Below are 23,984 nucleotides of genomic sequence, written 5' to 3'. Positions count from 1 at the left end.
GCGCCGGGAGGAACACCATGTCGTATCTGAACATCACCGAGGTCGAATCGGCCGTGACCAGCCTGGCCACCGCCTTCCCGGCCATGTGCGAGCTGATCGACCTGCCCGAGCCCTCGGCCGAGGGCCGGGCCTGCCACGCCCTGCGCATCGGATCCATCCCGGCCGGGACCAACGACTGCGCCGTGCTGATCGGCGGGGTGCACGCCCGTGAGTGGGGCAGCTGCGAAATCCTCGTCCACCTCGCCGCCGACCTGCTGGAGGCGTACGACGCCGGCACCGGTCTCGGATACGGGGGCACCAGCTTCACCGCCGACGACGTCCGCAAGATCCTGCGCGAACTGGACCTCGTCGTCTTCCCGTTGGTCAATCCGGACGGCCGGCGGTACAGCCAGAACGCCGAGCCGATGTGGCGCAAGAACCGCAACCCGGCGCAGTCCGGCGGCGATCCCGACCGTATCGGCGTCGACATCAACCGCAACTACGACTTCCTGTTCGACTTCGACACCGCCTTCGACCCCGCCGCGGCTCCGCGTGTCTCCTCGGATCCCGGCGACCTCGTGTACCAGGGACCGCGACCCTTCTCCGAGCCGGAGACCCGCAATGTCCGCTGGCTGTTCGACACCTGGCCGCGCACCCGCTGGTTCGTGGACGTGCACAGCTACTCCGAGGACATGCTGACCGTCTGGGGAGACGACGAGCACCAGTCCCACGACCCGTACCAGAACTTCCTCAACCCCGCCTGCGACCGTCAGCGCGGCCTCGGCGCGGACGCCTACGCGGAGTACCTCTCGAAAGCGGACGCCGACGACTCCGTCGTGCTCGCCGAACAGTTCTGCGCCGCACTGCACGGGGTACGCGGCCGTACCTACCGCCCGATGTCCGGCTACCAGCTGTACCCCACCTGCGGTACCAGCGACGACTACGCGTACTCCCGGCACATCGTCGACGAGCGGAAGGGCAGGATCCTCAGCTTCACCATCGAGTGGGGCGACCAGGCCGGCGGCTTCCACCCGCCCTGGGCCGAGATGAAGCGCATCGTCCTCGACGTCGACGCAGGGCTCGTCCAGTTCTGCCTCACGGCACTCGCCTGACGAGGCGCAAGACCGTCGTACACCTACGCGGTACATCTACGCACGCCACAGGATGGCAAGGCCAAAGCAGGTACTCTCCGTGACGATCCGGTGATGACGGCCTGCCCGGAGAGCGGGTCGTGGGCCGCTGCGGCGGGGAGCGAGAGGCGACCGGTGGCGCCCTTGTTCGTCGTTTCGCGGGGCGGCGCGCGGCCCGGGAGGATCGGCCCCGCGTTCCGCTTCTGACCGCTTCTGAACAGGACGGACCGGTCTTGGCTGCACTCGGGTCGTGCATCGAGGGTTGGTGATCGCACCTTCGTGCGATGCCTCATACCAGAGTGGGACGCTCCTCGGGGGAGTTTGTCAACTGCCCACCGCACATGATGCGCAGGCAACTACTGTGAGTGTCCGTCGGGCGGCACGCGGCCGGGTTCGCCGGTCCCGTCGGCCGACGCCGCGGTGACGCACGCCCGCATCGACGCATGCCCGCGGCGCGCACCGCACGAGGACACACCCGACGGATCAGTACGAGGACGCAGATGTCTCACCTCCGAGCACCGGCCGCCCGCGCCGACCGCCGCGAGGGCGGCCGGCACGGGCGACCGGTCGCCCGACCCGCTCCCGCACTGCCCGAAACGCACATACGGCCCCAGCTCATGCGGCTCGCCGTGCTGCCACCCCTCGCGGTCGCGCTGAGCGCCACCGCCGCCCTGCTGTTCAGCATCCGCTCCACCGGCGCGCACACCGGTCCCGTCCTGTGGGCCGTGCTCGCCGGGGCGGCCGGCGTGGCCGTCGCCGGCATCCTGATCGCCGCCGTCGCCGCCGACCGCGCCGCTTGCTCGGTCACCGACCGCGTCGACGCACTCCGCCGCACCGCCGCGCGCGGCGAGGCCGATCTGCACGCGCTGGTGGACGCCCTCCGGCAGGGTGAGACCCCGCCGCAGCGCGGCCCGCGCCGCCGGCCGCCCGCGGACGCCGACGACTTCGAGCTGCTCGCCGCCGACCTGGCCCGCGCGCACGACGGCGCCGTCACCGCCGTCGTGCGGGCCGCCCAGCTCTCCAGCCAGACGGGCAGCGAACAGAAGCTGGAGGTCTTCGTCAACCTCGCGCGCCGGCTTCAGTCCCTCGTGCACCGGGAGATCTCGATCCTCGACGACCTCGAGAACGAGATCGAGGACCCCGACCTGCTCAAGGGCCTGTTCCACGTGGACCACCTGGCCACCCGCATCCGGCGGCACGCCGAGAACCTCGCCGTCCTCGGCGGCGCGGTCTCCCGGCGGCAGTGGAGCAACCCGGTCAGCATGACCGAGGTGCTGCGTTCCGCCATCGCCGAGGTCGAGCAGTACTCCCGGGTCAAACTGGTGCCGCCCATCGACGGCGAACTGCGCGGCCACGTCGTCGCCGACGTCATCCACCTGCTCGCCGAACTCGTGGAGAACGCCACGGTGTTCTCGGCCCCGCACACCCAGGTACTGCTCCGCGCCAACCTCGTCACCTCCGGGCTCGCCGTCGAGGTCGAGGACCGCGGGCTGGGCATGCCCGTGGCCGAGCAGAACCGGATGAACGCCCTGCTCGCCGACCCGGACCAGGTCAACGTCGCCAGCCTGCTGGCCGACGGCCGCATCGGCCTCTACGTCGTCTCCCAGCTCGCCCGCCGGCACGGCATCCACGTGCGGCTCCAGACCAACATCTACGGCGGTGTGCAGGCCGTACTCGTCGTCCCGCAGGCGCTGTTGGGCAGCGTGCCGGGCGTGCCGGGTGCGCCGGGCGTACCGGCCGTGGGTGCGGGGCCGGCCGCGGCGCAGCCGCAGCAGCACCCGGCGGACACCGGGGCGTCGCCGCAGGTACGGGCCTCCGTGCCGCCGCCCGGGCAGGCACCGGGAGTCCGGCCGGGGACGGGGGCTGCCGCCCACGGCGGAGCGGGTGGCGGCGCCGGCGGGACCGTGGGCCTGAGTGGGCCCGGGACCGTGAGCGTGAGTGGGCCCGGGACCGTGGCCGATAGCGGGGCCGGGAGTGCTTCCGCCGCAGGGAGTGCCGCCGGAGCCGGGAACACGGGCGAGGCCCGGAGCACCGCCGGCTCCGGCGCCGGATCCGAGGCCGGGGCGGGTGCCGGGCAGCCGCCCGCCACCGGCCGCCGGCGGCACGCCCAGCGCGGATCCGGGCGGCGCGGTGCGGAGAGCGGTGCAGGGCGGGCCGTGGCCGACGGCGGATCCGGCCGACGGGGGACCGAGAGCGGTGCACATGGACGGCATGAAGGTGCCCCGGCCCCGCTTCCCGTGCGCGGCGCCCATGAGACGCGCCCCACTCCCGCCGAGGCCGTCCCCGGCATCAACGCCGAGGACCGGGTGGCGGTGGAAGCCCACGCGGGCATCCTGCCCACCCCGCGCGTCGACACCGTGCGCGGCACCATGGACAAGCCCCAACTGCCCCGTCGCCGCGCCCAGGAGCACATCGTGCCCCAGCTCCGCGGCGGCCCCGCGCCCCGCCAGGACGCCGACACCGTGGCCGGGCACGACCCCGGTCTGATGGCCGCCTTCCAGCGCGGGATCGGGCTCGCCGAGACCCAGCAGAGCCTGGAGTCGGAGTACGAGAAACCGGAGTACGAGAAACCGGCGCACGGCGGATCGGCGTACGGGGAGTCGGGTTCGGCGCCCATGGGCTCCGGCACGGAAGCCGCGCACGGCCACATCGACACCGCGCACAGCGACCCGCACCACATGAGCCCGGAACACATGGGTTCGCACCACATGGGCTCGGACCACACGCCTCCCGACCGCACGGGCGCGCAGCACCCGACCGCCGACCTTACGGGGGAGCAGCACAGGGCCGCCGACCCCATGGCGCCCGACCCCACGGTCTCCGACCACATGGGCCCCGACCAGATGGGCCCCGACCACATGGCCCACGCCCCCATAACCCAGGCGCACGCCCACGCGCCCGTGGCCGACGGCATCCGCGGTAGCGGCCGGACCGAGGGGAGCACCCCGGCCGGATGACCGCTCCCGCCCCCGTACGCCGTACCCCCACCCCCAGCGCCCCCACAGATCTTCGTACCCCAAGGAGTCGATCCACCATGGCGAGCCATGCGCCGACCGTCCACGCATCCGACCTCGACTGGCTGCTGAGCGGCCTCGTGCAGCGCGTACCGCACACCACCAGCGCGGTGCTCCTGTCCTGCGACGGACTGGTGAAGTCCGTGCACGGCCTGGACGCCGACAGCGCCGACCACATGGCGGCCCTGGCCTCCGGCCTGTACTCCCTCGGCCGCAGCGCGGGCATCCGGTTCGGCGACGGCGGGGACGTCCGCCAGGTCGTCGTGGAGCTCGACGCGACCCTGCTGTTCGTCACCACCGCGGGCTCCGGCACCTGCCTCGCCGTGCTCGCCGGCCGCGAGGCCGACGCGGCGGTGCTCGGCTACGAGATGGCGATGCTGGTCAAGAGCGTCCGCCCCTACCTCGTGACCGCTCCCCGGCAGCACGCCGTCGAATCCACGGCGACGAGGCCTTGAGCGTGGCCGCAGCCGGCGACGGGCCCTGGCTGGACGACGCGGCCGGGCGGCTGGTGCGTCCCTTCGCGGTCAGCAACGGCCGCACCAAGCCCAGCATCGCCCTCGACCTGATGTCGCAGGTGATGGCCACCGGCGTCACCCCGCTCGGCTACCTCGGCCCCGAGCACGCGCAGGCCCTCGACCTGTGCCGCGCGCCCGTCTCGGTCGCCGAGATCGCCGCCCAGCTGAAACTGCCCGCCGTGGTCACCAAGGTGCTGCTCTCGGACCTGGTCGACTGCGGCGCGCTGACCACCAAGCCGCCCGCGTACCACCACACTCCCACTGACCGGTCTCTGCTGGAGGCAGTGCTCGATGGACTACGACGACAGCTCTGACCCGTTCCCGACCGCCCTCAAGATCCTGGTGGCGGGCGGGTTCGGCGTCGGCAAGACGACCTTCGTGGGCGCGGTCAGCGAGATCGCGCCGCTGAGCACGGAGGAGCTGCTCACCACGGTCAGTGTCGGCACGGACAGTCTCGACGGCGTCGAGAACAAGATGGAGACCACGGTCGCCATGGACTTCGGCCGGATCACCCTCGATCCGGAACATGTGCTGTACCTGTTCGGCACACCCGGGCAGGAGCGGTTCTGGTTCATGTGGGACGAGCTGTCGGAGGGCGCGCTCGGCGCGGTGATCCTCGCCGACACCCGACGGCTCCAGGACTGCTTCGCCGCCGTGGACTTCTTCGAGGAGCGCGGGCTCGCCTTCATCGTCGCCCTCAACGAGTTCGACGGCGCCCACCGCTACGCCCCCGACGAGGTCCGGGCCGCGATCGACCTCGACCCGGAGGTCCCGGTGGTGCGCTGCGACGCCCGGATCTCCAGCTCCGGCGTGCAGACCCTGCTCGTTCTCGTACGCCACCTCCTCGCCCACGCCCCGGCGACCGCGCCCAGCCACGGCGCCCACATGTGATCCCGCACTACCGCCCACGGAGCCCCATATGAGGTACGCCCACAGCGACGGAGCCCGGCCATGAGCTACGAGCCGCCCCGGCCGGTCCGCGGTCTGCTGCTCACCCCCGAGGACAAGGAGGCCCCCGCCCGCGAACAACGGCTGCGCAGTCTCGGCCTGGTGGACCGGCCCGACCCCGGGCTCGACGTCTTCGCCGGCCACCTCGCCCAGCTCACCGGCGCGCTCTACGCCATGGTCAACTTCATCGGCGAGAACCAGCAGTTCTTCGCCGGCCTGAGCGCCCCCGCCATCGCCCCGGTCGTGCGGGAGGACGGCAGCAGGGCGGTGATCGGCCGGGTGCTACCGCGTGACCACGGCTTCTGCCCCCATGTGGTGGTGCGCCGTAAGGCACTGGTCCTGGAGGACGTCCGCGACTATCCGCGGTTCGCGGGCAACCCGGTCGTGGACGAGTACGGCATCCGCTCCTATCTCGGCGCCCCACTGATCGACCGCTCCGGTATGGCGCTCGGCACCGTGTGTGCCGCCGACACAGCGCCCCGCGCCTGGGGCAGGCCGGGCCTGGAGACCATCAAGGCGCTCGCCGCCGATCTCGTCGTCCGCCTCGAACGGAGCGCGGAGGACGGCCTGCCGCTCTGACGTGCGGGGTGTCCCGAGGGGCGTGAAGGAAAGCTGAGGCGGCGGTTAAGAAAAGCTCGATGGACCACGGCTCGCGCATACGGCAGATTGCAGGGTGATTTCACCCCTCTGACCCGGTGCGGGCTCCTTCGGCATGCCCGCGCGCCGGGCCCCCTCACCCACAGGAGCCGTAGCGTTGAAGGCGCTGGTCAAGGAGAAGGCGGAGCCGGGACTCTGGCTGACAGACGTCCCGGAGCCGGCCATCGGCCCCGGTGACGTACTGATCAAGGTCATGCGGACCGGTATCTGCGGCACCGATCTGCACATCCGGTCCTGGGACGGCTGGGCCCAGCAGGCGATCCGCACGCCCCTCGTGGTCGGTCACGAGTTCGTCGGGCAGATCGTCGAGGTCGGGCGGGACGTGACCGACCTCCGGGTCGGCGACCGGGTCAGCGGCGAGGGCCACCTGGTGTGCGGCAAGTGCCGCAACTGCCTGGCCGGCCGCCGTCACCTGTGCCGGGCCACCGTCGGCCTCGGCGTCGGCCGGGACGGCGCGTTCGCCGAGTACGTCGCCCTGCCCGCGTCCAACGTCTGGGTGCACCGGGTCCCCGTCGACCTCGACGTCGCCGCGATCTTCGACCCGTTCGGCAATGCCGTGCACACCGCGCTCTCCTTCCCGCTGGTCGGCGAGGACGTGCTGATCACCGGCGCGGGCCCGATCGGCCTGATGGCCGCCGCGGTCGCCCGGCACGCGGGCGCCCGCAACGTCGTCATCACCGACGTCAGCGAGGAGCGCCTGGAGCTGGCCCGGAAGATAGGGGTGAGTCTCGCCCTGAACGTCGCCGAGTCCACCATCGCCGACGGACAGCGCGAGCTCGGGTTGCGTGAGGGCTTCGACATCGGCCTGGAGATGTCCGGCCGCCCCGAGGCCATGCGGGACATGATCGCCAACATGACGCACGGCGGCCGGATCGCCATGCTGGGCCTGCCCGCCCAGGAGTTCCCGGTCGACTGGTCCCGCATCGTCACGTCGATGATCACCATCAAGGGCATCTACGGCCGCGAGATGTTCGAGACCTGGTACGCGATGTCGGTGCTGTTGGAGGGCGGCCTGGACCTCGCCCCCGTGATCACCGGCCGGTACGACTACCGCGACTTCGAGGCGGCCTTCGCCGACGCGGCGAGCGGCAAGGGCGGCAAGGTCATCCTGGACTGGACCGCGTAGGCCCCGGCACGCGCAACCCCCCTCACCCCGTCAGAACTTTCAGGAGCCCTCATGTTCGAAACCGTCCGCGACGACCTGCGCGCCACCCTGGACGAGATCCGGGCCGCCGGCCTGCACAAGCCCGAGCGGGTCATCGGCACTCCGCAGTCCGCGACCGTCGACGTCACCGCCGGCGGCCGCCCCGGCGAGGTCCTCAACTTCTGCGCCAACAACTACCTCGGCCTCGCCGACCACCCCGAGGTGATCGCCGCCGCCCACCAGGCCCTGGACCGCTGGGGCTACGGCATGGCCTCCGTCCGCTTCATCTGCGGCACGCAGGAGGTGCACAAGGAGCTGGAGGCCCGGCTCTCGGCGTTCCTGGGCCAGGAGGACACAATCCTCTACTCCTCCTGCTTCGACGCCAACGGCGGTGTCTTCGAGACCCTGCTCGGCGAGGAGGACGCGGTGATCTCCGACGCCCTCAACCACGCCTCCATCATCGACGGCATCCGCCTGTCCAAGGCCCGCCGTTTCCGCTACGCCAACCGTGACCTCGAGGACCTGGAGACCAAGCTCAAGGAGGCGTCCGACGCCCGGCGCCGCCTGATCGTCACCGACGGCGTGTTCTCCATGGACGGCTACGTGGCCCCGCTCGCGGAGATCTGCGACCTCGCCGACCGCTACGACGCGATGGTCATGGTCGACGACTCGCACGCCGTCGGCTTCGTCGGCCCCACCGGCCGCGGCACCCCCGAGCTGCACGGCGTCATGGACCGCGTCGACATCATCACCGGCACCCTCGGCAAGGCCCTCGGCGGCGCGTCCGGCGGTTACGTCGCCGCCCGCGCCGAGATCGTCGCCCTGCTGCGCCAGCGCTCCCGCCCGTACCTGTTCTCCAACACCCTCGCCCCGGTGATCGCCGCCGCCTCGCTCAAGGTCCTCGACCTGCTCGAGTCGGCCGACGACCTGCGCGTCCGGCTCGCCGAGAACACCGCGCTGTTCCGCCGCCGGATGACCGAGGAGGGCTTCGACATCCTGCCCGGCGACCACGCCATCGCCCCCGTCATGATCGGCGACGCGGCCAAGGCGGCCCGCATGGCCGAGCTGCTCCTGGAGCGCGGGGTCTACGTGATCGGTTTCTCGTACCCCGTCGTTCCGCAGGGCCAGGCCCGTATCCGCGTCCAGCTGTCCGCCGCGCACTCCACGGACGACGTCAACCGCGCGGTCGACGCGTTCGTCGCGGCCCGCGCCGAGCTGACGGCCTGACCAGGGCAGATCGCCTGGGATAATTGAGGGCATGATCGAAGCACGGCGGCTCCACATCCTCCGTGCGGTGGCCGACCACCGCACGGTCACCGCGGCAGCCGCCGCGCTCTATCTCACCCCCTCCGCCGTCTCCCAGCAGCTGACGGCGCTGGAACAGGAGACCGGCCACCGTCTGGTCGAGCGCAGCGCCAAGGGCGTACGGCTCACCCCGGCCGGCGAGATCCTGCTCAGCCACACCAACGCGGTCCTCGCCCAGCTGGAGCGCGCCGAGGCCGAACTGGCCGCGTACGGTTCGGGTGAGGCCGGCACGGTCACCGTGGCGGCCTTCGCGACCGGCATCGCTCAGGTCGTGGCCCCGGCCGTGGCCCGCCTCGCCACCGCCGCGCCCGGCATAAGGATCCGTGTCCAGGACGCGGAGGGCGACGCCAGCCTGCCCATGGTCCTGGACCGGCAGGTCGATGTCGCGGTCGCCGTCGAGTACCGCGGCGCGCCGTCGGCCGACGACCCCCGTCTCACCCACGTCCCGCTCTACGCCGAGCCGTTCGACGCGGTCGTCCCCGTCGGCCACCGCCTCGCCGACGCCGCCGAGGTGCCCCTCGCGGAACTGGCCAAGGATCCCTGGATCGGCCCGTACCCGGGCAACCCCTGCCACGACGTGGTGGTCCTCGCCTGCGAGAGCGCCGGCTTCCAGCCCCGCCTCGAACACTCCTCGGACGACTTCCGGGCCGTCGTCGCCCTCGCCTCGGCCGACGCGGGCGTGGCCCTCGTGCCGCGCTCCGCGCTGCGCGGCATGGACCTCGCCGGCGTGGTGGTACGCCCCGTCGACGGGGTCGCCCCGACCCGCCGGGTCTTCGCCGCCGTCCGCCGCGGAGCCGAGGGGCACCCGCTGATCCGCCCGGTGCTGGAGGCACTCGGCGAGGCGGCGCAGGCGTGAGGCTTCCGTAACCCTGCCGTCTCATATCCGGGATAGCGTCCCGGATATGAGAAGCGAGGATGCTGTCGATCTCCTCATCGGAGCCCGGCTCGCGGAGCTGCGCGCCCAGCACGGCTGGTCGCTCGGCGAGTTGGCGGAGCGCAGCGGAGTCAGCCGGTCGACGCTGTCCCGTGCCGAACGCGCGGAGACCAGCCCCACCGCCGCGCTCCTGAACCGGCTCTGCCATGTCTACGGCCGGACCATGTCCCAGCTGCTCAGCGAGGTCGAGGCGGCACCGGCACCGCTGGTCCGGGCCGCCGACCAGCAGGTGTGGGAGGACCGCGCCTCCGGCTTCGTACGCCGGTCCGTGTCCCCGCCGCACACCGGGCTGCGCGGCGAACTGGTCGAGGGCCGGCTCACCCCGGGCGCGGACATCGCCTACGACCGCCCGCCCGTGCCCGGCCTGGAACAGCACCTGTGGCTGCTGGAGGGGGCGCTGGAGGTGACCGTCGGCGACCAGGTCCACCGGCTCGACGCGGGCGACTGTCTGCGGATGCGCGTGTCCGGCGCGACCCGGTTCCGCTGCGCGGGGCCCGGCGAGGCACGGTACGCGCTGGCGGTGGTCCGGCCATGAGGGTGGAGCGCTGGAACGGCGACCAAGCGCACGAGCGCGCCGGGGACTTGGCGGCGCTGCTGAGGGACACCGTGGACTCCGGTGCCTCCGTCGGCTTCCTCGCGCCGCTCGGTCACGCGGAGGCGGTCGCCTGGTGGCGGGAGCGGGCGGACGCCGCGGCGGCGGGCCACCTCGCCGTCTGGGCGGCCGTGGACCCCACGGACCGGGTGGCCGGCACGGTCAGCCTGGCCTTCCCCGACAAGCCGAACAGCGGGCACCGCGCCGAACTGGTCAAGCTGATGGTGCACCGCTCGGCCCGGGGGCAGGGCCTCGGCCGCCTCCTCCTCGGCACCGCAGAGCAGGCCGCCGCTGCCGCCGGCCGCACCCTGCTCCACCTCGACACCGAGACCGGCAGCCCCGCCGAGCGCCTGTACCGTTCGGCCGGCTGGAGCCCGGCCGGCACCATCCCCGACTACGCGGCCACTCCCGCGGGCGAGCTGCGTCCCACGAGCCTCTACTACAAGCGGCTGGCTGCTCCGGGCGGGTGACTGTCAGTGGCGCGGGCTACGGTGCGTTGCATGCCGGATGCAGAAGACGTACGCCGAATCGCCCTCTCCCTGCCGGACACCACGGAAAAGGTCGCGTGGAGCATGCCCACGTTCCGGGTGGCCGGGAAGATGTTCGCCACCCTGCCCGAGGACGAGACGTCCATCGCCGTGCGCTGTCCCAAGGAGGAGCGCGACGAACTGGTGCTGGCCGAGCCGGAGAAGTTCTGGATCGCCGACCACGAGGCCCAGTTCGCCTGGGTGAGAGCGAGACTCGGCGCGCTGGAGGACGAGGACGAGCTGCGGGACATCCTGGCCGACTCCTGGCGCCAGGCCGCCCCGCCCCGACTCCTGGAGGCATACCCCGAGTTGGGGCTCCCGACCGGGGAGTGAAAACCCGGTGGACGCGGCCGGGGCGTGGCATGATCCCGCGTGATGGCGCACGGGCACGGTGATCGGGGCCTGCCCGCCCTCCGGCTGCGCCCCCGCCGTCACCCGCCGGCCCGGGAGATCACCGGGGCACCCCCGCCGTCACCCTCCGCTCCGGGGTTCACCGGTTCACCCCAGCCGTCACCCGCCCCGTGCCCACGAACCGCCCGATCCGGTCCCGGAGGGTGGCCGGGTCCAGGCCGTGGGCGGCCACGTGCTCCTCGATGGTGCCGTAGCGGCGCAGCTCCCGGCGGGCCACGCCGAGGGCGAGGATCCGGTGCGGGACATCGGACAGCGCCTCGCTCGCCGCGGGCGTCGACGTTCCGGCCAGGTACGGCTCGACCAGGACCACGTCGGTGCCGGCCGTCTCCGTGGCCCGGCGCAGCCCGGCCGCGTCGAAGGGCCGTACGGTCGTCGCGTAGAGCACGGTCACGTCCAGGCCCTCCGTGGCGGCGAGGACGGCGTCCAGCACCGGGCCCACGGCGACGACCACCCCCGAGCGGCCCTCGCGGACCGTGACGAAGTGCTGCCCGTCGATCACCCGGCCCTGCCGGTTGGACTGCACGGACAGCCGCACGTAGACCTTGTCGTCGCCGGCGGCGACCGCGTGGTGCAGTAGCGTCTCGGCCTCGTCCGGATGTCCGGGCACATGCACGGTCCAGCCGTCCAGCGTGTCGAGGAGGGCTACATCGCCCGGGGCCATGTGCGTGAAGCCGCCGGCCGGCCAGTCGAAGGAGGCGGCGGCGCTCACCAGCACCGCTCCCGCGTCCTGGTGCCCCAGATCCAGCTTGACCTGCTCGAACGGCCGCTCCACGAGGAAGCTGGCGAAGGTGTGCACGACGGGCCGCAGCCCGGTGAGCGCCAGCCCCGCCGCCGCCCCGACCAGGAGCTGCTCGCGAATGCCGACGTTGATCACCCGATCGGGGTGTCGGTGCATGGCTTCCGTGAAGCCGTCCTTGCCGATCTCGGCGAGGACGACCGCGACCCGCGGGTCCTCGTCCAGCATCCGGGAGACGACGGGGGCGAAACGGTCACGCATGGTGTCCATCAGAGAGACCCTTTCCAGGGAGTTCCAGAGGGGCGGGAATGGGCGACGCGGTCAGGCGTTCTTCGGCTCGACCCGGGCCACGACCACGTGCGGCCGGCCCGGGTGCGGGGCGGTGAAGGCGGCGTACAGCGCCTCGTGGTCGCGCCCGTCGACGGTCACCGCGGACCAGCCCGCGGCCTCGAAGCGGGCGGCGATTCCGCCGGGCAGCGCATGGCTGGCGGAGGAGTTGTCGATCACGACGGTGTGCAGCCGGTCCAGTCCGGCGGGCCCGGCGAAGGCGATCGCCTCGTGGTTGCTGCCCTCGTCCAGCTCGGCGTCCCCGATCAGCACCCAGACCGCCGGACCGGGCCGGCCCTGTGCCCGCAGGCCCAGCGCGGTGCCCACGGCGATCGGCAGCCCGTGCCCGAGAGACCCGCTGCCGATCTCGGCGCCCGGCACCAGCACGCGGTCCGGGTGATGGCCGAGCGGGGAGTCGTACGAACCGAAGTCCGGCAGCCACTCCACCGGCAGGAAGCCCTTCGCGGCCAGCACCGCGTAGTAGGCCATGGGCCCGTGGCCCTTGCTCAGCAGGAAGCGGTCCCGCTCCGGGTCGTCCCGCCGCTCCGGAGCGACCCGGAGCACCCGGTCGTAGAGCACCCAGAGCACATCGAGCGTGGAGGTGGCCGCCGGGCCGTGCTTCTCGTCGCCCGTCATCAGCCCCATCAGCCGGGGCAGGTCGTCATAGCCGTACGTGGAGCGTTCGTCCGCTGCGATCTTCATGCCGAAGATCGTGCAACCTCAACCAAACTTGAGGTCAACAACGAAAGGGGCGCGCGACCACCGATCCGAGTGCGGTATTGTTTCTGTGCGCGTTCGGCCGGGGAAACCCCAGGTCAAACGGCACCGGGACGTGGCGCAGCTTGGTAGCGCACTTGACTGGGGGTCAAGGGGTCGCAGGTTCAAATCCTGTCGTCCCGACTTGTGAGAGTCGCGGGTCAGGGCCGGCTTCGGAAACATCCGAAGCCGGCCCTCGATCGTTATCGGAGCCCCCGGGCTCCGGCGGCTGTCCTCGGTCAGGAAGTCGGCTTGTCCGCCTTGGTGCCGTCGATCACCTGTCCCGCCGGCGGAGGTGCCGCCTCGACCGGCTTCTCGTAGTCCGAGAAGACGATGGTGCCGGGAGTCCCGCCGCCCGACTGGTCGAGCTTGCGGCAAGGGCCCACAGGCCGCCGCGGTCACCTCGCTGACCCGCTACACCCTGCGCGCCGCCGCACTGCACGACCCCGATCCGGTGTCGGCTCTGACCACCCTCAACACGGTGCTCCACGAGCGCTACGCAGGCAGCGGCGACCCGCGCTACCGCACCGCCGTCTTCGGCTGGCTCCAGCCGGACCCGGCGACCGGCGAGGTCACCGTGCACCTCGCCTCGGGCGGCCACCCTCCGGTCCTCATCCTGCGCGCCGACGGCACGGCCGACTTCCTGCCCACCCCCGGCGGCCTCCTCGTCGGCATACTGCCCTCCGCACCCTTCACCACCGCCACCACCCTGCTCGCCCCGGGCGACACGATGCTGCTCCACACCGACGGCCTCACCGAGGCCCGTACCGGTAAGGACCGCACCACTCTGTTCGGGGACGAGGCCCTGCTCGCCTTCGCCGCCGGACAGGCCGACAAGTCCCCTCGGGCCGTCGTCGAGGCACTCACGGCCCTGCTGGAGAGTTTCGGTGACGGTCTTGAGGACGACACCGCCGTCCTCGCCCACACGCTGCGCGTCCTGCGCATCGTCGGCCTCGACCAGATCTTCACCATCCACCCCGGCAGCGAAACGGCCCCCCGTTCCTGACGCGCGACGCCCCGCCCGCTTCGCAGCGTCCGGGGCACCGGCCCGCACACCGCCGGCCGGCTCACTCGGTGTGAACCTTCAGGGCTGCGCATGCCGCCCGGTTGGCCCGGAAGAGCGAAGGGCGCCGCTCGAACCCGAATGACCCGGGCGCTCGCACGCGCGCGGGGTCAGTGATCGCCGGATGCCTCGAAGGGATGAACCGACGGCCTTGCAGAGATGGGTGGGGCGGGCGGTCAGCACACTGGGAGCGGCAGACGAGGGGGGAGAACATGGCGGAGCGGCGGCGCGTGAGCGCCAGGGCTCGGTACTGGTTCGACACGACCCTGGCCCGCGGTACCTCCGCACTGGTGGGCTGGCTGGTGGTGTTCTGCCTGGCCGTCGTCGTACCCGCGAGCGCGGTGCTGGTATGGACGGGGCCGCACGTCCCCGCCTCGTTGTCGGCCAAGCTCGCGGCGGTGTGGCGCCTGACCGGCGAGACCCTGCGGCTGGGTGGAACGACCGGTACGCCGGTGCGCATGCTGCTGTCGGTACTGCTGGCGCTGGTCGCCCTGTTGTACGTCTCCACCCTCGTCGGTCTCATCACGACCGGCCTGACCGAGCGGCTCATCGCCCTGCGGCGCGGACGCTCCGTGCTCCTGGAGCGGGGGCACGCGGTGGTACTGGGCTGGTCGGAGCAGGTGTTCACGGTGGTGGGAGAACTGGTCGCCGCCAACACCAACCAGCGGGACGCGGCCGTGGCCGTACTGGCCGACCGGGACAAGACCGCGATGGAGGAGGCCCTGCGCGGCAAGGTGGGCCCCACCGGCCGGACCCGTCTGATCTGCCGCAGCGGTCCGACGACCGACCCGGCGGTCCTGACCTTGGCCAGTCCCCACACGGCGGACTCCGTGGTGGTACTGCCGCCCGACGACCCGCGCGGCGACGCGGACGTGGTCAAGACCCTGCTGGCCCTCGGGGCGGCGGCGACCGGCGGCGAAGCCGGCCCGCCCGTGGTGGCCGCGGTCCGTGACAGCCGCTACCTGCTCGCGGCCCGGCTCGCCGCGGGAGCGCGCGGCATCGTCATCGAGAGCGACACGGTGACCGCCCGGCTGATCGCCCAGGCCGCCCGCCGCCCGGGGCTCTCCCTCGTCCACCGCGAACTCCTCGACTTCGCCGGGGACGAGTTCTATCTGACCTCGGATCCGTCGCTGGCCGGCCGGAGCTTCGGTGAGGTGCTGCTCTGCTACGACAACGCCAGCGGCGTCGGTCTGGTCCGCGACGACACGCCGTGGCTGAACCCACCCCCGCAGACGGTGATCGAGCCGGGTGACCGCATCATCGTCATCACCGCCGACGACGACACCGCCCGGCTCTCCGACTGCGCGCCATGGGTGGAGGAGTCGCTGATGGCGAGCCCGGAGCCGGTGCGCACCCGGCCCGAGCGCGTGCTCCTGCTCGGCTGGAACCGCCGGGCCGGCCTCGTCCTGCGGGAATGGGGCCGCAACGCGCCACCCGGTTCCGCCGCCGACGTCATCGCAGACGAGGACGAGACCGCCGGGCGGTACGGGTACGGCGCCGATCCCGCCGGACTGAGCACGGTGTTCCGCCAGGGCGACCCCACCCGGCCCGAAACCCTGCGCGGTCTCGACATCTCCTCGTACGACAGCGTCATCGTCCTCGGTCAGGAACCGCACCCGGGCGGGGTGCGGGAGGAGCCGGACAATCGCACGCTCGTCACCCTGCTGGTGCTGCGCCACCTCCAGCAGGAGATCGGCCGGGAACCACCCGTGGTCACGGAGCTGACCGACGACGGCAACCGGCCTCTGGCACCGATCGGTCCCGGGGCCGACGTGATAATCAGCGGCAAGCTCATCGGCCTGCTGATGGCCCAGATCTCACAGAACCGGCACCTGGCGCGCGTGTTCGACGAGCTCTTCTCGGCAGGCAGCACGCAGATCCACCTGCGGTCGGCCGCCGACTACGTACTGCCCGGCCGGGAGACCTCCTTCGCCACCGTCGTCGCGGCGGCGCGCAGCCGGGGGGAGTGCGCCATCGGTTACCGCAGCCACGCCGAGGCCGGGTCGGGCCCGGGTTACGGGATGCGGATCAACCCGGTCAAGACCGAGCGTCGGCGCTGGGCCGCCGGAGACGAGATCGTCGTCGTCGCCGGCGACGTACCCGAGCGCGTCCTGTGAGGTAACGGCGGGGGCACGGCCTTCGCGGCCGACTCGTCGAGTGGCATCGCAGGCCGCCCCGCCCCAGGGATCAGAGGGCCAGGCCCACGTGCGCGAGAGCCTGCTTGAGCAGGACCCCGTGCCCGCCGGGCATCTCGCTCTGCACGGCCGCGGAAGCCGCCTCCTGGGGGCTGAACCAGACGAGGTCCAGCGCGTCCTGGCGGGGCCGGCAGTCACCGCTCACCGGCACGATGTAGGCCAGGGACACGGCGTGCTGGCGCGGATCGTGGTACGGCGTGATGCCCGCCGTCGGGAAGTACTCCGCGACCGTGAACGGCTGGAGGGAGGCCGGTACGCGGGGCAGGGCGACCGGGCCGAGGTCCTTCTCCAGATGACGCAGCAGCGCGTCGCGGACCCGCTCGTGGTGCAGGACGCGGCCGGAGACCAGCGTCCGGCTCACCGTGCCGTCCTTGCCGATGCGCAGCAGCAGTCCGATGCTGGTGACTTCACCGCTGTCGTCCACGCGCACGGGTACGGCCTCGACATACAGAATCGGCATCCGGGCCCTGGCCATTTCCAGCTCGTCCGTGGTCAGCCAGCCGGGTGTGGTCTCGGTCATGTCAGACATTGCTAGATCATACTTTCCGGATGGGGCGCCCGCTGGGATCGCGGGCCGGTTCGGATACGGGCGGCCCGTACAGTCGGCGGGCGTTGTCGCGGCCCGTCCAGGCCGCGATCCGCAGGGCGTCGCCGAGACTCAACTCGTCGGCGTCCACGCGCTCCTGGAGCAGATCGGCGAGGCCCTGCCGGAAACACAGGGCACCCAGATGGTGGAACTCGGCCACACCGTAGGCGTCGGAGCTGTACAGCAGTTTGCGGAACGGGGTGATCTCCAGAGCCTCTTCCAGCACCGCACGGCAGCGGGCCGGGCCGGTGTAGTGCAGGGCGAGCCCCACGTCCAGGTACACCTGCTCGAACACCGCGGCCAGATAGGCGGCCTGGCGGTGGTACGGCCAGCAGTGCAGCAGCAGGACCGGGACGGTGCCGGCGGTCCGGCGCAGCCAGTCGGTGAGCAGGGCGGGGTCGGCAAGGTGCAGCCGTACGTCCGCGTCGCCGAAGCCGGTGTGCAGCTGAAGCGGCAGGCCGAGCTCGACGGCGGTCCACAGCAGGTGCCGCAGCAGGACCGGGTCGGCGAGCCGTCCGCCGCGCGCCAGCCAGCCCCGGGCCGCCTGTGCCACCTCGGCGTCCGTGGGGCGCTCCGGGTCCAGGGCGAAGCCGGTGCGGTAGGCCGCGACCGACTTCACCGCCACCACGCCCGGCCGGCGCACGGCCGCCTCGGCCGCGGCGCGGAACACGCCCGCGTACTCGCCCGCCTCCACACCCCGCGCGGCCACCGACTCCGCGATCCGCTCCAGCCGTACGACCTCGCCCGCGGTGGCGCCGGCCGCCGCCGCCAGTTCCGCGGGGGAGGTGAGCGGGTGCGGGGCGTAGCCGGTGTCCACGCAGAAGACCTCGGCCCGGGCCGCGGTCAGGAAGCGGCGGTTGACCTCCTGCCAGCCCAGCTCCGCCCGCCGGGCCAGGTAGTCGGCGGGCGGCGCGTGCCGGGGGAGGTCCAGCAGGGGAGCGCAGTGGCGGCGGACGGCCACGCCGGCCGGGCTGTCGAAGGGCGAGACGCCGGGCCAGGCCGCGCCCTCGGTGATCAGGGACTCGAACTCCCCGGTGTCCAGGTCGGCCGTCACCGCGCCGTGGCAGTGGTGGTCCACCAGCGGCAGCGCGGCGAGGGTCTCGTGGACCGGTCCCGGTGCGGCCATGGTCAGTACCTCCAGCGGTAGGCCGCCGCCACCCGGGCGTCGTCGAGTCCGTCGACGGTGGCCGCCTCGCCGAGCCGTACGGCGGTCACCGCGTCGGCGAGGACCGGGCCCAGCGCGGCCCGCAGCACCTGGTCCGCGCGGAACTCCTCGACGGCCTCGGGCAGCGACCGGGGCAGCCGCCGCACGCCGAGGGCCGCCGCCCCGTCGGGGCCGTAGCGGGCCGGATCGCCGGTGATCTCCTCGGGCAGGGCGCGGGCCGCCGCGATGCCGTCGAGTCCGGCGGCGATCGCACAGCCCAGCGCCAGATACGGATTGGCGGCCAGGTCGACCGGTTTGATCTCCATGTTGGCGTCCTGTTCACGGCGGCCCGCCATGCCCGTGATCATGCGCAGGGCGGCCTCGCGAGTCTCGTGGCCCCAGGCGGCGAACACGCCGGCCCACTGGGACGGCCGCAGCCGCAGATAGCTGGCGGGGCTCGGGGCGGTGACCGCCGTCAGGGCCGGCAGGTGGGCGAGGACCCCGGCCGCGAACGACTCCGCCTCGGCCGTCAGGCCGTACCGGCGGTCGCCGCCGGCGTGCAGGTTCACTCCGTCGCGCCAGCAGGACAGGTGCAGGTGGCCGCCGTTGCCGACGCCCTCGGCGCCGACCGCGGGCGCGAACGAGACGCGCAGTCCGTGCCGCCCCGCCACCGCCCGGACGGTCTGCCGGACCAGCACGCTGCGGTCGGCCGCCGCCACCGGGTCCAGCGCGCCCACCGAGATCTCGAACTGCCCGGGCGCGTACTCGGGATGCAGTTGGTCGACGTCCACGCCCTGCGCGGCGCACGCGGCCAGCAGGTCGGCGGTGTAGTCGCTCAGCTCGATCTGCCGGATCGCGCCGTACGCCGGACCGGAGACGGCCGGTACGAACTCCCCGGCGGGCGCCGAACCGAGCCCGACGGCCCACTCGATCTCGATCGCCGCCTTGAAGGAGAGGCCGTGCCGTGCGGCGGCATCGGAGACGACCCGGCGCAGAAAGGTCCGGGCACAGCCGGGGTGCCGGGCGCCCTCCTGGGTGATCCGGTCCACCGGCGCCCACGCCCAGCCGGGCTGCCCTGCCAGCGCCACCAGCTGGTCCAGATCCGGGTAGAGCCGCAGGTCGCCGTCGGGGGAGCCGAGGACGTCGGTGCTGACGATCGAGTCGCCGGCAAGGAACGTGTCGAACACCGGGGACATGCCGACGCCCCAGGACACGGCCGCCTCCAGCCGGGCCGTCGGGATCGTCTTCACCCGGCCGACGCCCGCGGTGTCGACGTACGCCAGCACGATTCCGCGCACGTCCCGGGCCGCCAGGTCGGCGGTGAGCGCGGCGACCCGGCGCAGATCACCGGGGCGCCCGCCGGGCACGGGGTCGGCAAGAGTCGTCATACGTCCTCCTCGGCGGGTTCGGGCGGCGCATGCGGCCGGGATCAGCGTGGCACGGCAACCGCGCCGTACTGCGGCACCGCAGCGGCCGACACCGACGCGGCGCGCCACCGCGAGCGGTGCACCAGGGCCGCCCGGCTCACCCGCTCGCCCGCTCGCCCGGCTCGCCCGGCTCACCCGCTCGCCCGGCTCCAGACCGGCCTTGCCCTGCCGTGTCCCGCGAAAGAAACGGGCGTAGCGGCTCATTTCAGGCGCACCCCGCGGCTGCGGGCGCCCACCCGCCATGAGGAACACTGGACCGGTACCCCGACCCCGACCGGAAGCAGGACATGCCCGCCACGCCCACGCCCATCCTCGACACCTCCGGCTCGCCCGCCGGCCCCGCCGACATCCGGCTGATCGTCACCGACATGGACGGCACGCTGCTGGACGACGCCAAGCGGATTCCGGCCGGGCTGTGGCCGATGCTCGCCGAACTGCGCCGCCGTGGGGTGCTGTTCAGCCCGGCGAGCGGACGCCAGTACGCGACCCTGTACCGGCAGTTCGCCGAGGTCGCCGGGGGCATGGTGTTCATCGCGGAGAACGGCACGTACGTGGTCCGCGACGGCGTGGAGCTGAGCTCCGACCCGCTGGACGAGTCCGTCGCGGCCGGGGTCGCCCGGACGGTACGGCGGCTGGTCGCGGACGGCGCGGACGTCGGCGCCGTCGTGTGCGGCAAGCGGGCCGCGTACGTCGAGCGGACAGACGAGGCGTTTCTGGCGGAGGTGCGCAAGTACTACGTCGAGCACCGGATCGTCGAGGACGTCACCGCCGTGGACGACGATGTGATCAAGGTCGCGGTGTTCGACTTCGGGCCGGCCGAGCACACCACCGCCCCGGCCCTCGCCGCGTTCGCCGCCACCCACCAGGTCGTCGTCTCCGGTGAGCACTGGGTGGACGTGATGAACCGCACCGCGAACAAGGGCACCGCCTTGCGCGGTCTCCAGCGCGCGCTCGGCATCGCCCCCGCGCAGACCATGGTGTTCGGCGACTACCTCAACGACCTGGAGATGCTCGACGCCGCCGAGTGGTCCTTCGCGATGGCGGGCGCCCACCCCGAGGTCGTCCGCCGGGCCCGCCACCTGGCGCCGTCCAACAACGACGAAGGCGTCCTGCGGACCATAGCCCGGGTGCTGGGCCTGTAACCCGGTCGAGAGGCCGAGGCCGGCGGGGTCAGGACTTGCGCCCGACCCCGCCGTACAGCGAGATCGGCCCGTCGGGTTCGCCCTCGGCGCCCCACCGGTCCACGGAGACGATCCCGGGCTCCAGCAGTTCGAGGCCCGTGAAGAACGCGCCGACTTCGGCGTGCGAACGGGCCACCAGGGTCACCCCGCCGGCCGCGTAGGCGGCGATGCCCTTCTGCACGTTCTCCGGCTCGAAGTCGGCGGTCATCGTCGACAGCACCAGGCAACTGCCCGGTGCCAGCGCGCCGACCAGCGTGGACACCAGGTCCCGGGCACCGTCCTCGTCGGCGACGAAGTGCAGCAGGGCGATGAGGGAGAGGGCGACCGGGCGGTCGAGGTCCAGGACGCCGGCGGCCTGTTCGAGGATGGTGTGCGGATCGCGGGCGTCGGCCTGCACGTACTCCGTCACGCCTTCGGGGGTGCCGCGCAGCAGCGCGCCGGCGTGGGCCAGCACGATGGGGTCGTTGTCGACGTAGACCACGCGGGCGTCCGGTGCCACGGACTGGGCGATCTGGTGCAGGTTCGGCTCGGTCGGTATGCCGGTGCCGATGTCCAGGAACTGGCGGATGCCCGTCTGCGCGGCCAGCGTCCGCGTGGTCCGGCGCATGAACGCCCGGTTGGCGCGGGCGGCCTTCGGGGCGCCGCCGTCGATCGCCGCGATCTGCCGGCCCAGTTGCTCGTCGACCGGATAGTTGTCCTTGCCGCCGAGAAACCAGTCGTACACCCGGGCCGGATGCGGCCGGGTGGTGTCGATGTCCTGGATGTCCGGCCCGGTCCCCGTCACGTGCTGCTCCTCGCCCCGTCCGGTCCCGGCGGTCACTCCGGGACGTGCGGGGAGCAGTCTGACACGATCATGAGGCGCGGCGCAGACAGTCTTCGGCCACCTGCTTGTCGAGCGCTGCCCGCACCAACGCGGCCGCCAGCACGGCGGGTTGGGTGTCGCCGGCCAGCTCCGCCAACTTCTCGGGGTCCTTCGGCAGGCCGAGCCGGCCGGCCCCGGAGAGCGCCTTTCGGTCCAGGTAGGGCGCGACGTCCGGCCACACCCGCTGCGCCTCGCGCAGGAAGATGTCGGCGCCGGCCGGCCCGATGCCCGGCTCCTCCTGGAGCAGCCGGGCGAGTTCGCCGGTGTCGCCGTCCGCCTCGCGGTGCAGCCGGCGCAGGTCCCCGCCCCAGCGCTCGGTCAACAGCTCGGCGCCGTCCCCGAGTTGGGTGGCGGTCCGCTCATCGTAGCGGCGGTAGCCGCCCCGGCCGAGCGCGTCCACCCGCTGCTGCCAGTCGGCCTCGGCCATCCGGTGCGGGCTGTCGAGGTGATCCTCGTGCAGGGCCCGGGCCGCGGCCACCGCGACGGAGGCCCGGATCCGTGCGCTGAGGAGCAGGGACAGCACCAGCAACCGGTACAGCGGCTGCGGGGTGTCCGTCAGGCGGATGCCCGCCTCCTCGGCGTACGTCCGCCCGTACTCGGACACCAGCTCGTGGACGACCCGTTCGTCGCGGTTCATGGCTACGGCTTGAGCGGGTCGTGGCCCAGCGTCATCAGCCGGTGCCGGCGGCGGGTGTCCTCCGGCGTGCTCTCCGGCTCGGGTTCGTTCTCCATGTCGACCAGGTCCGCGACCGTGTCGACGACCTTGTACATGACCCGGACGTCGTCGTCGGTGAGGTCGGTACGGCGCTTCTGCAGGATCGCGAGGACGTGCTGCCCGGTGGGCGTGCCCGCCTGCTCCGGCAGCGGTTCCGTCTCCTCGTCGGCGTCCCGGACCTTCAGCCAGGCCGCGAGTTCCGCCGAGGACATGTTCACCACGCGGTGGAAGTCCTCCCACAGCGCCTCGATCTCCAGGGCGTCGGCCATGGGTCTCTCCTTCCGTGGGGGCGGGGTGGGCGTTACCGGCCGGTCGCGTGATCGCGCGGGTGGTTCTCGGCCTCGAACATCCAGCGCTGCTTCTCCAGGTCGGCCGTGACGGAGATCAGCAGGTCCTGGGTGACCGGGTCGGCCTTCTCGGTCGCGTCGATCCGCTCGCGCAGCCGGCCGACGGCCGCCTCCAGCACGGACACCATCAGCTCCACGACCTCGGTGTCGCGCAGCCAGCCGTCCTTGGTGCCAGGCAGCGCGAAGGTCGCGGCGATGGTCTCCGGCCGGCCGTCCGGCGGCACGCCCAGCGCGGCGGCGCGCTCGGCCACCGTGTCCGAGTGTTCCCGGGCCGTGGCGACCACCTCGTCCAGCTGGAGGTGGATCGACCGGAACCGCGGACCCACGATGTTCCAGTGCGCCTGCTTGCCGATCAGCGACAGCCCGAGCAGATCGACCAGCGTCTCCTGCAGGGCCGTCCCGGTGACGCCGAGCGCCTCCTCGGGCAGTGTGCTCCTGACCACGGTCATGGTGCGTCGGTCCCCTTTCGTCAGCTTTCCTCGATCACGTCCGAAAGGGCGGGTGCCCGCTGCGATGGGGAGCAAACAGGCTGATCAGCGGGGCAGCACCCGGTCCAGGAAGCCCAGCATTTCGGCGAAGACCTCCTCCTTGCACGTCTCGTGGAACACCTCGTGCCGCGCCCCCGCGAAGATCCGCTCGGTCGCCCGGCCGCCGCTCAGCCGCTCCACCCCGGGCCGGCTCCCCCGCGGCGGCACCAGCCGGTCGTCGTCGCCGTGCAGCCACAGCAGCGGCAGCCGGCCGACGTCCCCGCCGCGGGCGACGGCCTGAAGGGTCCGGGCGAACGCCTCCAGCGTCGGGCGCTTCATCGGCCCGCGCCAGACCAGCGGATCCGCGGCGTACGCGGCGCCCACGGCCGGGTCCCGGGAGAGCGCGGACGGGCTGACCGGGGTGTCCGGGATCGCCTCCAGGGACAGCAGCCGCCGCGGCAGCTCCCAGCTGCCGATCACCGGGCCGGACAGGACGAGCGCGGTCAGCTCGTCGCCGTACCGCTGGGCGTAGCGGGCCGCGATCAGCCCGCCCATGGAGTGGCCGACCAGCACCAGCGGCAGTCCGGGGTGGGCGGCCCGGGCCAGCTCCGCCACCGCGTGCACGTCCGTGACCAGGTCCTCGAAGTCCTCGATCAGCACCCGCTCCCCGGCCGACCTGCCGTGGCCCGCGTGGTCCGGCCCGTACCCGGCGGCGCCGTGCCCGGTGAGGGCGGCGGCGAGCCCGTCGTACCGGCCCGCGTGCTCGGCGTACCCGTGCACCAAGAGCGCCAGGTAGCGGGGGGCCGGGTGCGGCCACTCGCGTACGGCGAGGGCTCCGTGCGTGCCGTCGAGGACGTGCTCGCGGACGTGGGACATGTCTCCTCCACTGGCTGGGCGAAGTCAGGGAGGATCTTCCCAGCGGGCCGGTCAGAGGTCTATAGTCCAAAACTAGCAGTGCTAATTAATGGGTGCTGCACAGGTCCGTGCCGATCCACAGCGTCGTAGTCGGTCATAGGTCAGGA

General features: G+C 72.8%; 25 protein-coding genes, 1 tRNA gene and 1 pseudogene. 16 read left to right on the top strand and 11 right to left on the bottom strand.

From position 1 onward, the window contains the following. Window positions 1-17 precede the first annotated feature (17 nt). The 12 genes from ACZ7DL_RS26940 to ACZ7DL_RS26885 all read left to right on the top strand — a co-directional run bounded on the left by ACZ7DL_RS26940 (window position 18) and on the right by ACZ7DL_RS26885 (window position 11,078). Window positions 18-1,091: a M14 family metallopeptidase gene (locus ACZ7DL_RS26940; protein ID WP_470777827.1), complete on the top strand. Its 1,074-nt coding sequence runs from the start codon at window positions 18-20 to the stop codon at window positions 1,089-1,091. Between the two features lie 518 nt (window positions 1,092-1,609). Further along, window positions 1,610-4,066: a sensor histidine kinase gene (locus tag ACZ7DL_RS26935; RefSeq protein ID WP_470777825.1), complete on the top strand. Its 2,457-nt coding sequence runs from the start codon at window positions 1,610-1,612 to the stop codon at window positions 4,064-4,066. 77 nt (window positions 4,067-4,143) lie between these two features. Beyond that, window positions 4,144-4,578 carry a roadblock/LC7 domain-containing protein gene (locus ACZ7DL_RS26930; protein ID WP_470777823.1) on the top strand — a complete coding sequence of 145 codons (435 nt, stop codon included), beginning with the start codon at window positions 4,144-4,146 and terminating at the stop codon, window positions 4,576-4,578. A 2-nt stretch (window positions 4,579-4,580) separates the two neighbouring features. Continuing rightward, window positions 4,581-4,952: a DUF742 domain-containing protein gene (locus ACZ7DL_RS26925; RefSeq protein ID WP_470777821.1), complete on the top strand. Its 372-nt coding sequence runs from the start codon at window positions 4,581-4,583 to the stop codon at window positions 4,950-4,952. After that, window positions 4,930-5,529 carry a GTP-binding protein gene (locus ACZ7DL_RS26920; protein WP_470777819.1) on the top strand — a complete coding sequence of 200 codons (600 nt, stop codon included), beginning with the start codon at window positions 4,930-4,932 and terminating at the stop codon, window positions 5,527-5,529. Before ACZ7DL_RS26925 ends, ACZ7DL_RS26920 begins: the two co-directional genes overlap by 23 nt. Window positions 5,530-5,589: 60 nt before the next feature. Then, window positions 5,590-6,165, top strand: coding sequence for a GAF domain-containing protein (locus tag ACZ7DL_RS26915; RefSeq protein WP_470777817.1), 576 nt, complete (start codon window positions 5,590-5,592; stop codon window positions 6,163-6,165). A gap of 175 nt (window positions 6,166-6,340) precedes the next feature. Then, window positions 6,341-7,369, top strand: coding sequence for an L-threonine 3-dehydrogenase (gene tdh / locus ACZ7DL_RS26910; protein ID WP_470777815.1), 1,029 nt, complete (start codon window positions 6,341-6,343; stop codon window positions 7,367-7,369). Window positions 7,370-7,420: 51 nt separating this feature from the next. Continuing rightward, window positions 7,421-8,614 (top strand): glycine C-acetyltransferase, encoded by a 1,194-nt coding sequence (locus tag ACZ7DL_RS26905; RefSeq protein ID WP_470777813.1) that lies wholly within the window; start codon window positions 7,421-7,423, stop codon window positions 8,612-8,614. Between the two features lie 31 nt (window positions 8,615-8,645). Continuing rightward, window positions 8,646-9,548: a LysR substrate-binding domain-containing protein gene (locus ACZ7DL_RS26900; protein ID WP_470777811.1), complete on the top strand. Its 903-nt coding sequence runs from the start codon at window positions 8,646-8,648 to the stop codon at window positions 9,546-9,548. Window positions 9,549-9,594: 46 nt separating this feature from the next. Then, window positions 9,595-10,161 carry a helix-turn-helix domain-containing protein gene (locus ACZ7DL_RS26895; RefSeq protein WP_470777810.1) on the top strand — a complete coding sequence of 189 codons (567 nt, stop codon included), beginning with the start codon at window positions 9,595-9,597 and terminating at the stop codon, window positions 10,159-10,161. Next, window positions 10,158-10,688: a GNAT family N-acetyltransferase gene (locus tag ACZ7DL_RS26890; RefSeq protein WP_470777808.1), complete on the top strand. Its 531-nt coding sequence runs from the start codon at window positions 10,158-10,160 to the stop codon at window positions 10,686-10,688. The genes ACZ7DL_RS26895 and ACZ7DL_RS26890 overlap by 4 nt, the downstream gene beginning before the upstream one ends. A 30-nt stretch (window positions 10,689-10,718) precedes the next feature. After that, a complete protein-coding gene (locus ACZ7DL_RS26885; protein WP_470777806.1) occupies window positions 10,719-11,078 on the top strand; it encodes an MmcQ/YjbR family DNA-binding protein in 360 nt (119 codons plus the stop codon). A 157-nt stretch (window positions 11,079-11,235) separates the two neighbouring features. Here the strand turns inward: ACZ7DL_RS26885 and ACZ7DL_RS26880 are convergent, their stop codons facing one another. Then, window positions 11,236-12,162 (bottom strand): transketolase family protein, encoded by a 927-nt coding sequence (locus tag ACZ7DL_RS26880; protein WP_470777804.1) that lies wholly within the window; start codon window positions 12,160-12,162, stop codon window positions 11,236-11,238. Between the two features lie 51 nt (window positions 12,163-12,213). Beyond that, window positions 12,214-12,921 carry a transketolase gene (locus ACZ7DL_RS26875; protein WP_470777802.1) on the bottom strand — a complete coding sequence of 236 codons (708 nt, stop codon included), beginning with the start codon at window positions 12,919-12,921 and terminating at the stop codon, window positions 12,214-12,216. Between the two features lie 124 nt (window positions 12,922-13,045). Between ACZ7DL_RS26875 and ACZ7DL_RS26870 the strand changes: the two genes are divergently transcribed. Further along, window positions 13,046-13,119: transfer RNA gene (locus tag ACZ7DL_RS26870), tRNA-Pro, on the top strand. Window positions 13,120-13,214: 95 nt separating this feature from the next. Here the strand turns inward: ACZ7DL_RS26870 and ACZ7DL_RS26865 are convergent. Further along, window positions 13,215-13,361 (bottom strand): hypothetical protein, encoded by a 147-nt coding sequence (locus ACZ7DL_RS26865; protein WP_470777970.1) that lies wholly within the window; start codon window positions 13,359-13,361, stop codon window positions 13,215-13,217. Between ACZ7DL_RS26865 and ACZ7DL_RS26860 the strand changes: the two are divergent. Next, a pseudogene (locus tag ACZ7DL_RS26860) lies at window positions 13,337-13,981 on the top strand (PP2C family protein-serine/threonine phosphatase); the annotation flags it as partial. The gene ACZ7DL_RS26865 and the pseudogene ACZ7DL_RS26860 sit on opposite strands and share 25 nt — an antisense overlap. A 269-nt stretch (window positions 13,982-14,250) precedes the next feature. After that, entirely contained in the window at window positions 14,251-16,155 is a 1,905-nt protein-coding gene (locus tag ACZ7DL_RS26855; RefSeq protein WP_470777800.1) for a CASTOR/POLLUX-related putative ion channel, read from the top strand. Between the two features lie 70 nt (window positions 16,156-16,225). Here ACZ7DL_RS26855 and ACZ7DL_RS26850 read toward each other — a convergent pair whose 3' ends face one another. The 3 genes from ACZ7DL_RS26850 to ACZ7DL_RS26840 are packed head-to-tail and all read right to left on the bottom strand — an operon-like array spanning window position 16,226 to window position 19,351. Beyond that, window positions 16,226-16,753, bottom strand: coding sequence for an NUDIX hydrolase family protein (locus tag ACZ7DL_RS26850; RefSeq protein WP_470777957.1), 528 nt, complete (start codon window positions 16,751-16,753; stop codon window positions 16,226-16,228). A gap of 16 nt (window positions 16,754-16,769) precedes the next feature. Then, a complete protein-coding gene (locus ACZ7DL_RS26845; RefSeq protein WP_470777798.1) occupies window positions 16,770-17,945 on the bottom strand; it encodes an amidohydrolase family protein in 1,176 nt (391 codons plus the stop codon). 2 nt (window positions 17,946-17,947) lie between these two features. Next, entirely contained in the window at window positions 17,948-19,351 is a 1,404-nt protein-coding gene (locus ACZ7DL_RS26840; RefSeq protein WP_470777796.1) for a glutamine synthetase family protein, read from the bottom strand. A gap of 326 nt (window positions 19,352-19,677) precedes the next feature. Here ACZ7DL_RS26840 and ACZ7DL_RS26835 point away from each other — a divergent pair, with 326 nt between their 5' ends. Further along, complete coding sequence (locus ACZ7DL_RS26835; protein WP_470777794.1) at window positions 19,678-20,532, top strand: Cof-type HAD-IIB family hydrolase; 855 nt, start codon at window positions 19,678-19,680, stop codon at window positions 20,530-20,532. A 28-nt stretch (window positions 20,533-20,560) separates the two neighbouring features. Here ACZ7DL_RS26835 and ACZ7DL_RS26830 read toward each other — a convergent pair whose 3' ends face one another. The 5 genes from ACZ7DL_RS26830 to ACZ7DL_RS26810 all read right to left on the bottom strand — a co-directional run bounded on the left by ACZ7DL_RS26830 (window position 20,561) and on the right by ACZ7DL_RS26810 (window position 23,838). Continuing rightward, entirely contained in the window at window positions 20,561-21,355 is a 795-nt protein-coding gene (locus tag ACZ7DL_RS26830; protein WP_470777792.1) for an SAM-dependent methyltransferase, read from the bottom strand. Window positions 21,356-21,422: 67 nt separating this feature from the next. After that, complete coding sequence (locus ACZ7DL_RS26825; protein ID WP_470777790.1) at window positions 21,423-22,070, bottom strand: HhH-GDP family DNA glycosylase; 648 nt, start codon at window positions 22,068-22,070, stop codon at window positions 21,423-21,425. Between the two features lie 2 nt (window positions 22,071-22,072). Next, complete coding sequence (locus tag ACZ7DL_RS26820; RefSeq protein WP_470777788.1) at window positions 22,073-22,417, bottom strand: DUF3140 domain-containing protein; 345 nt, start codon at window positions 22,415-22,417, stop codon at window positions 22,073-22,075. Between the two features lie 32 nt (window positions 22,418-22,449). Further along, window positions 22,450-22,944 (bottom strand): Dps family protein, encoded by a 495-nt coding sequence (locus ACZ7DL_RS26815; RefSeq protein WP_470777786.1) that lies wholly within the window; start codon window positions 22,942-22,944, stop codon window positions 22,450-22,452. A gap of 84 nt (window positions 22,945-23,028) precedes the next feature. Next, the gene (locus ACZ7DL_RS26810) at window positions 23,029-23,838 is read right to left on the bottom strand and encodes an alpha/beta hydrolase (RefSeq protein WP_470777784.1); all 810 of its coding nucleotides are present in this window, start codon (window positions 23,836-23,838) and stop codon (window positions 23,029-23,031) included. Window positions 23,839-23,984 lie beyond the last annotated feature (146 nt).

Source organism: Streptomyces sp. NPDC036984 (assembly GCF_055607665.1).
The sequence above is the reverse complement of the archived record's forward strand: the minus strand, read 5'-3'. Positions and strand labels throughout refer to the sequence as shown.

Excerpts from the sequence above, each read along its gene's own strand:
- ACZ7DL_RS26875 (WP_470777802.1), bottom strand. The coding sequence starts at position 12,921 with ATGAAGATCGCAGCGGACGAACGCTCCACGTACGGCTATGACGACCTG.
- ACZ7DL_RS26815 (WP_470777786.1), bottom strand. The coding sequence starts at position 22,944 with ATGACCGTGGTCAGGAGCACACTGCCCGAGGAGGCGCTCGGCGTCACC.
- ACZ7DL_RS26900 (WP_470777811.1), top strand. The coding sequence starts at position 8,646 with ATGATCGAAGCACGGCGGCTCCACATCCTCCGTGCGGTGGCCGACCAC.
- ACZ7DL_RS26920 (WP_470777819.1), top strand. The coding sequence starts at position 4,930 with ATGGACTACGACGACAGCTCTGACCCGTTCCCGACCGCCCTCAAGATC.
- ACZ7DL_RS26890 (WP_470777808.1), top strand. The coding sequence starts at position 10,158 with ATGAGGGTGGAGCGCTGGAACGGCGACCAAGCGCACGAGCGCGCCGGG.
- ACZ7DL_RS26935 (WP_470777825.1), top strand. The coding sequence starts at position 1,610 with ATGTCTCACCTCCGAGCACCGGCCGCCCGCGCCGACCGCCGCGAGGGC.
- ACZ7DL_RS26885 (WP_470777806.1), top strand. The coding sequence starts at position 10,719 with ATGCCGGATGCAGAAGACGTACGCCGAATCGCCCTCTCCCTGCCGGAC.
- ACZ7DL_RS26895 (WP_470777810.1), top strand. The coding sequence starts at position 9,595 with ATGAGAAGCGAGGATGCTGTCGATCTCCTCATCGGAGCCCGGCTCGCG.
- ACZ7DL_RS26855 (WP_470777800.1), top strand. The coding sequence starts at position 14,251 with ATGGCGGAGCGGCGGCGCGTGAGCGCCAGGGCTCGGTACTGGTTCGAC.
- ACZ7DL_RS26930 (WP_470777823.1), top strand. The coding sequence starts at position 4,144 with ATGGCGAGCCATGCGCCGACCGTCCACGCATCCGACCTCGACTGGCTG.
- ACZ7DL_RS26810 (WP_470777784.1), bottom strand. The coding sequence starts at position 23,838 with ATGTCCCACGTCCGCGAGCACGTCCTCGACGGCACGCACGGAGCCCTC.
- ACZ7DL_RS26845 (WP_470777798.1), bottom strand. The coding sequence starts at position 17,945 with ATGGCCGCACCGGGACCGGTCCACGAGACCCTCGCCGCGCTGCCGCTG.
- ACZ7DL_RS26820 (WP_470777788.1), bottom strand. The coding sequence starts at position 22,417 with ATGGCCGACGCCCTGGAGATCGAGGCGCTGTGGGAGGACTTCCACCGC.
- ACZ7DL_RS26880 (WP_470777804.1), bottom strand. The coding sequence starts at position 12,162 with ATGGACACCATGCGTGACCGTTTCGCCCCCGTCGTCTCCCGGATGCTG.
- ACZ7DL_RS26825 (WP_470777790.1), bottom strand. The coding sequence starts at position 22,070 with ATGAACCGCGACGAACGGGTCGTCCACGAGCTGGTGTCCGAGTACGGG.
- ACZ7DL_RS26850 (WP_470777957.1), bottom strand. The coding sequence starts at position 16,753 with ATGACCGAGACCACACCCGGCTGGCTGACCACGGACGAGCTGGAAATG.
- ACZ7DL_RS26840 (WP_470777796.1), bottom strand. The coding sequence starts at position 19,351 with ATGACGACTCTTGCCGACCCCGTGCCCGGCGGGCGCCCCGGTGATCTG.
- ACZ7DL_RS26905 (WP_470777813.1), top strand. The coding sequence starts at position 7,421 with ATGTTCGAAACCGTCCGCGACGACCTGCGCGCCACCCTGGACGAGATC.
- ACZ7DL_RS26940 (WP_470777827.1), top strand. The coding sequence starts at position 18 with ATGTCGTATCTGAACATCACCGAGGTCGAATCGGCCGTGACCAGCCTG.
- ACZ7DL_RS26835 (WP_470777794.1), top strand. The coding sequence starts at position 19,678 with ATGCCCGCCACGCCCACGCCCATCCTCGACACCTCCGGCTCGCCCGCC.
- ACZ7DL_RS26915 (WP_470777817.1), top strand. The coding sequence starts at position 5,590 with ATGAGCTACGAGCCGCCCCGGCCGGTCCGCGGTCTGCTGCTCACCCCC.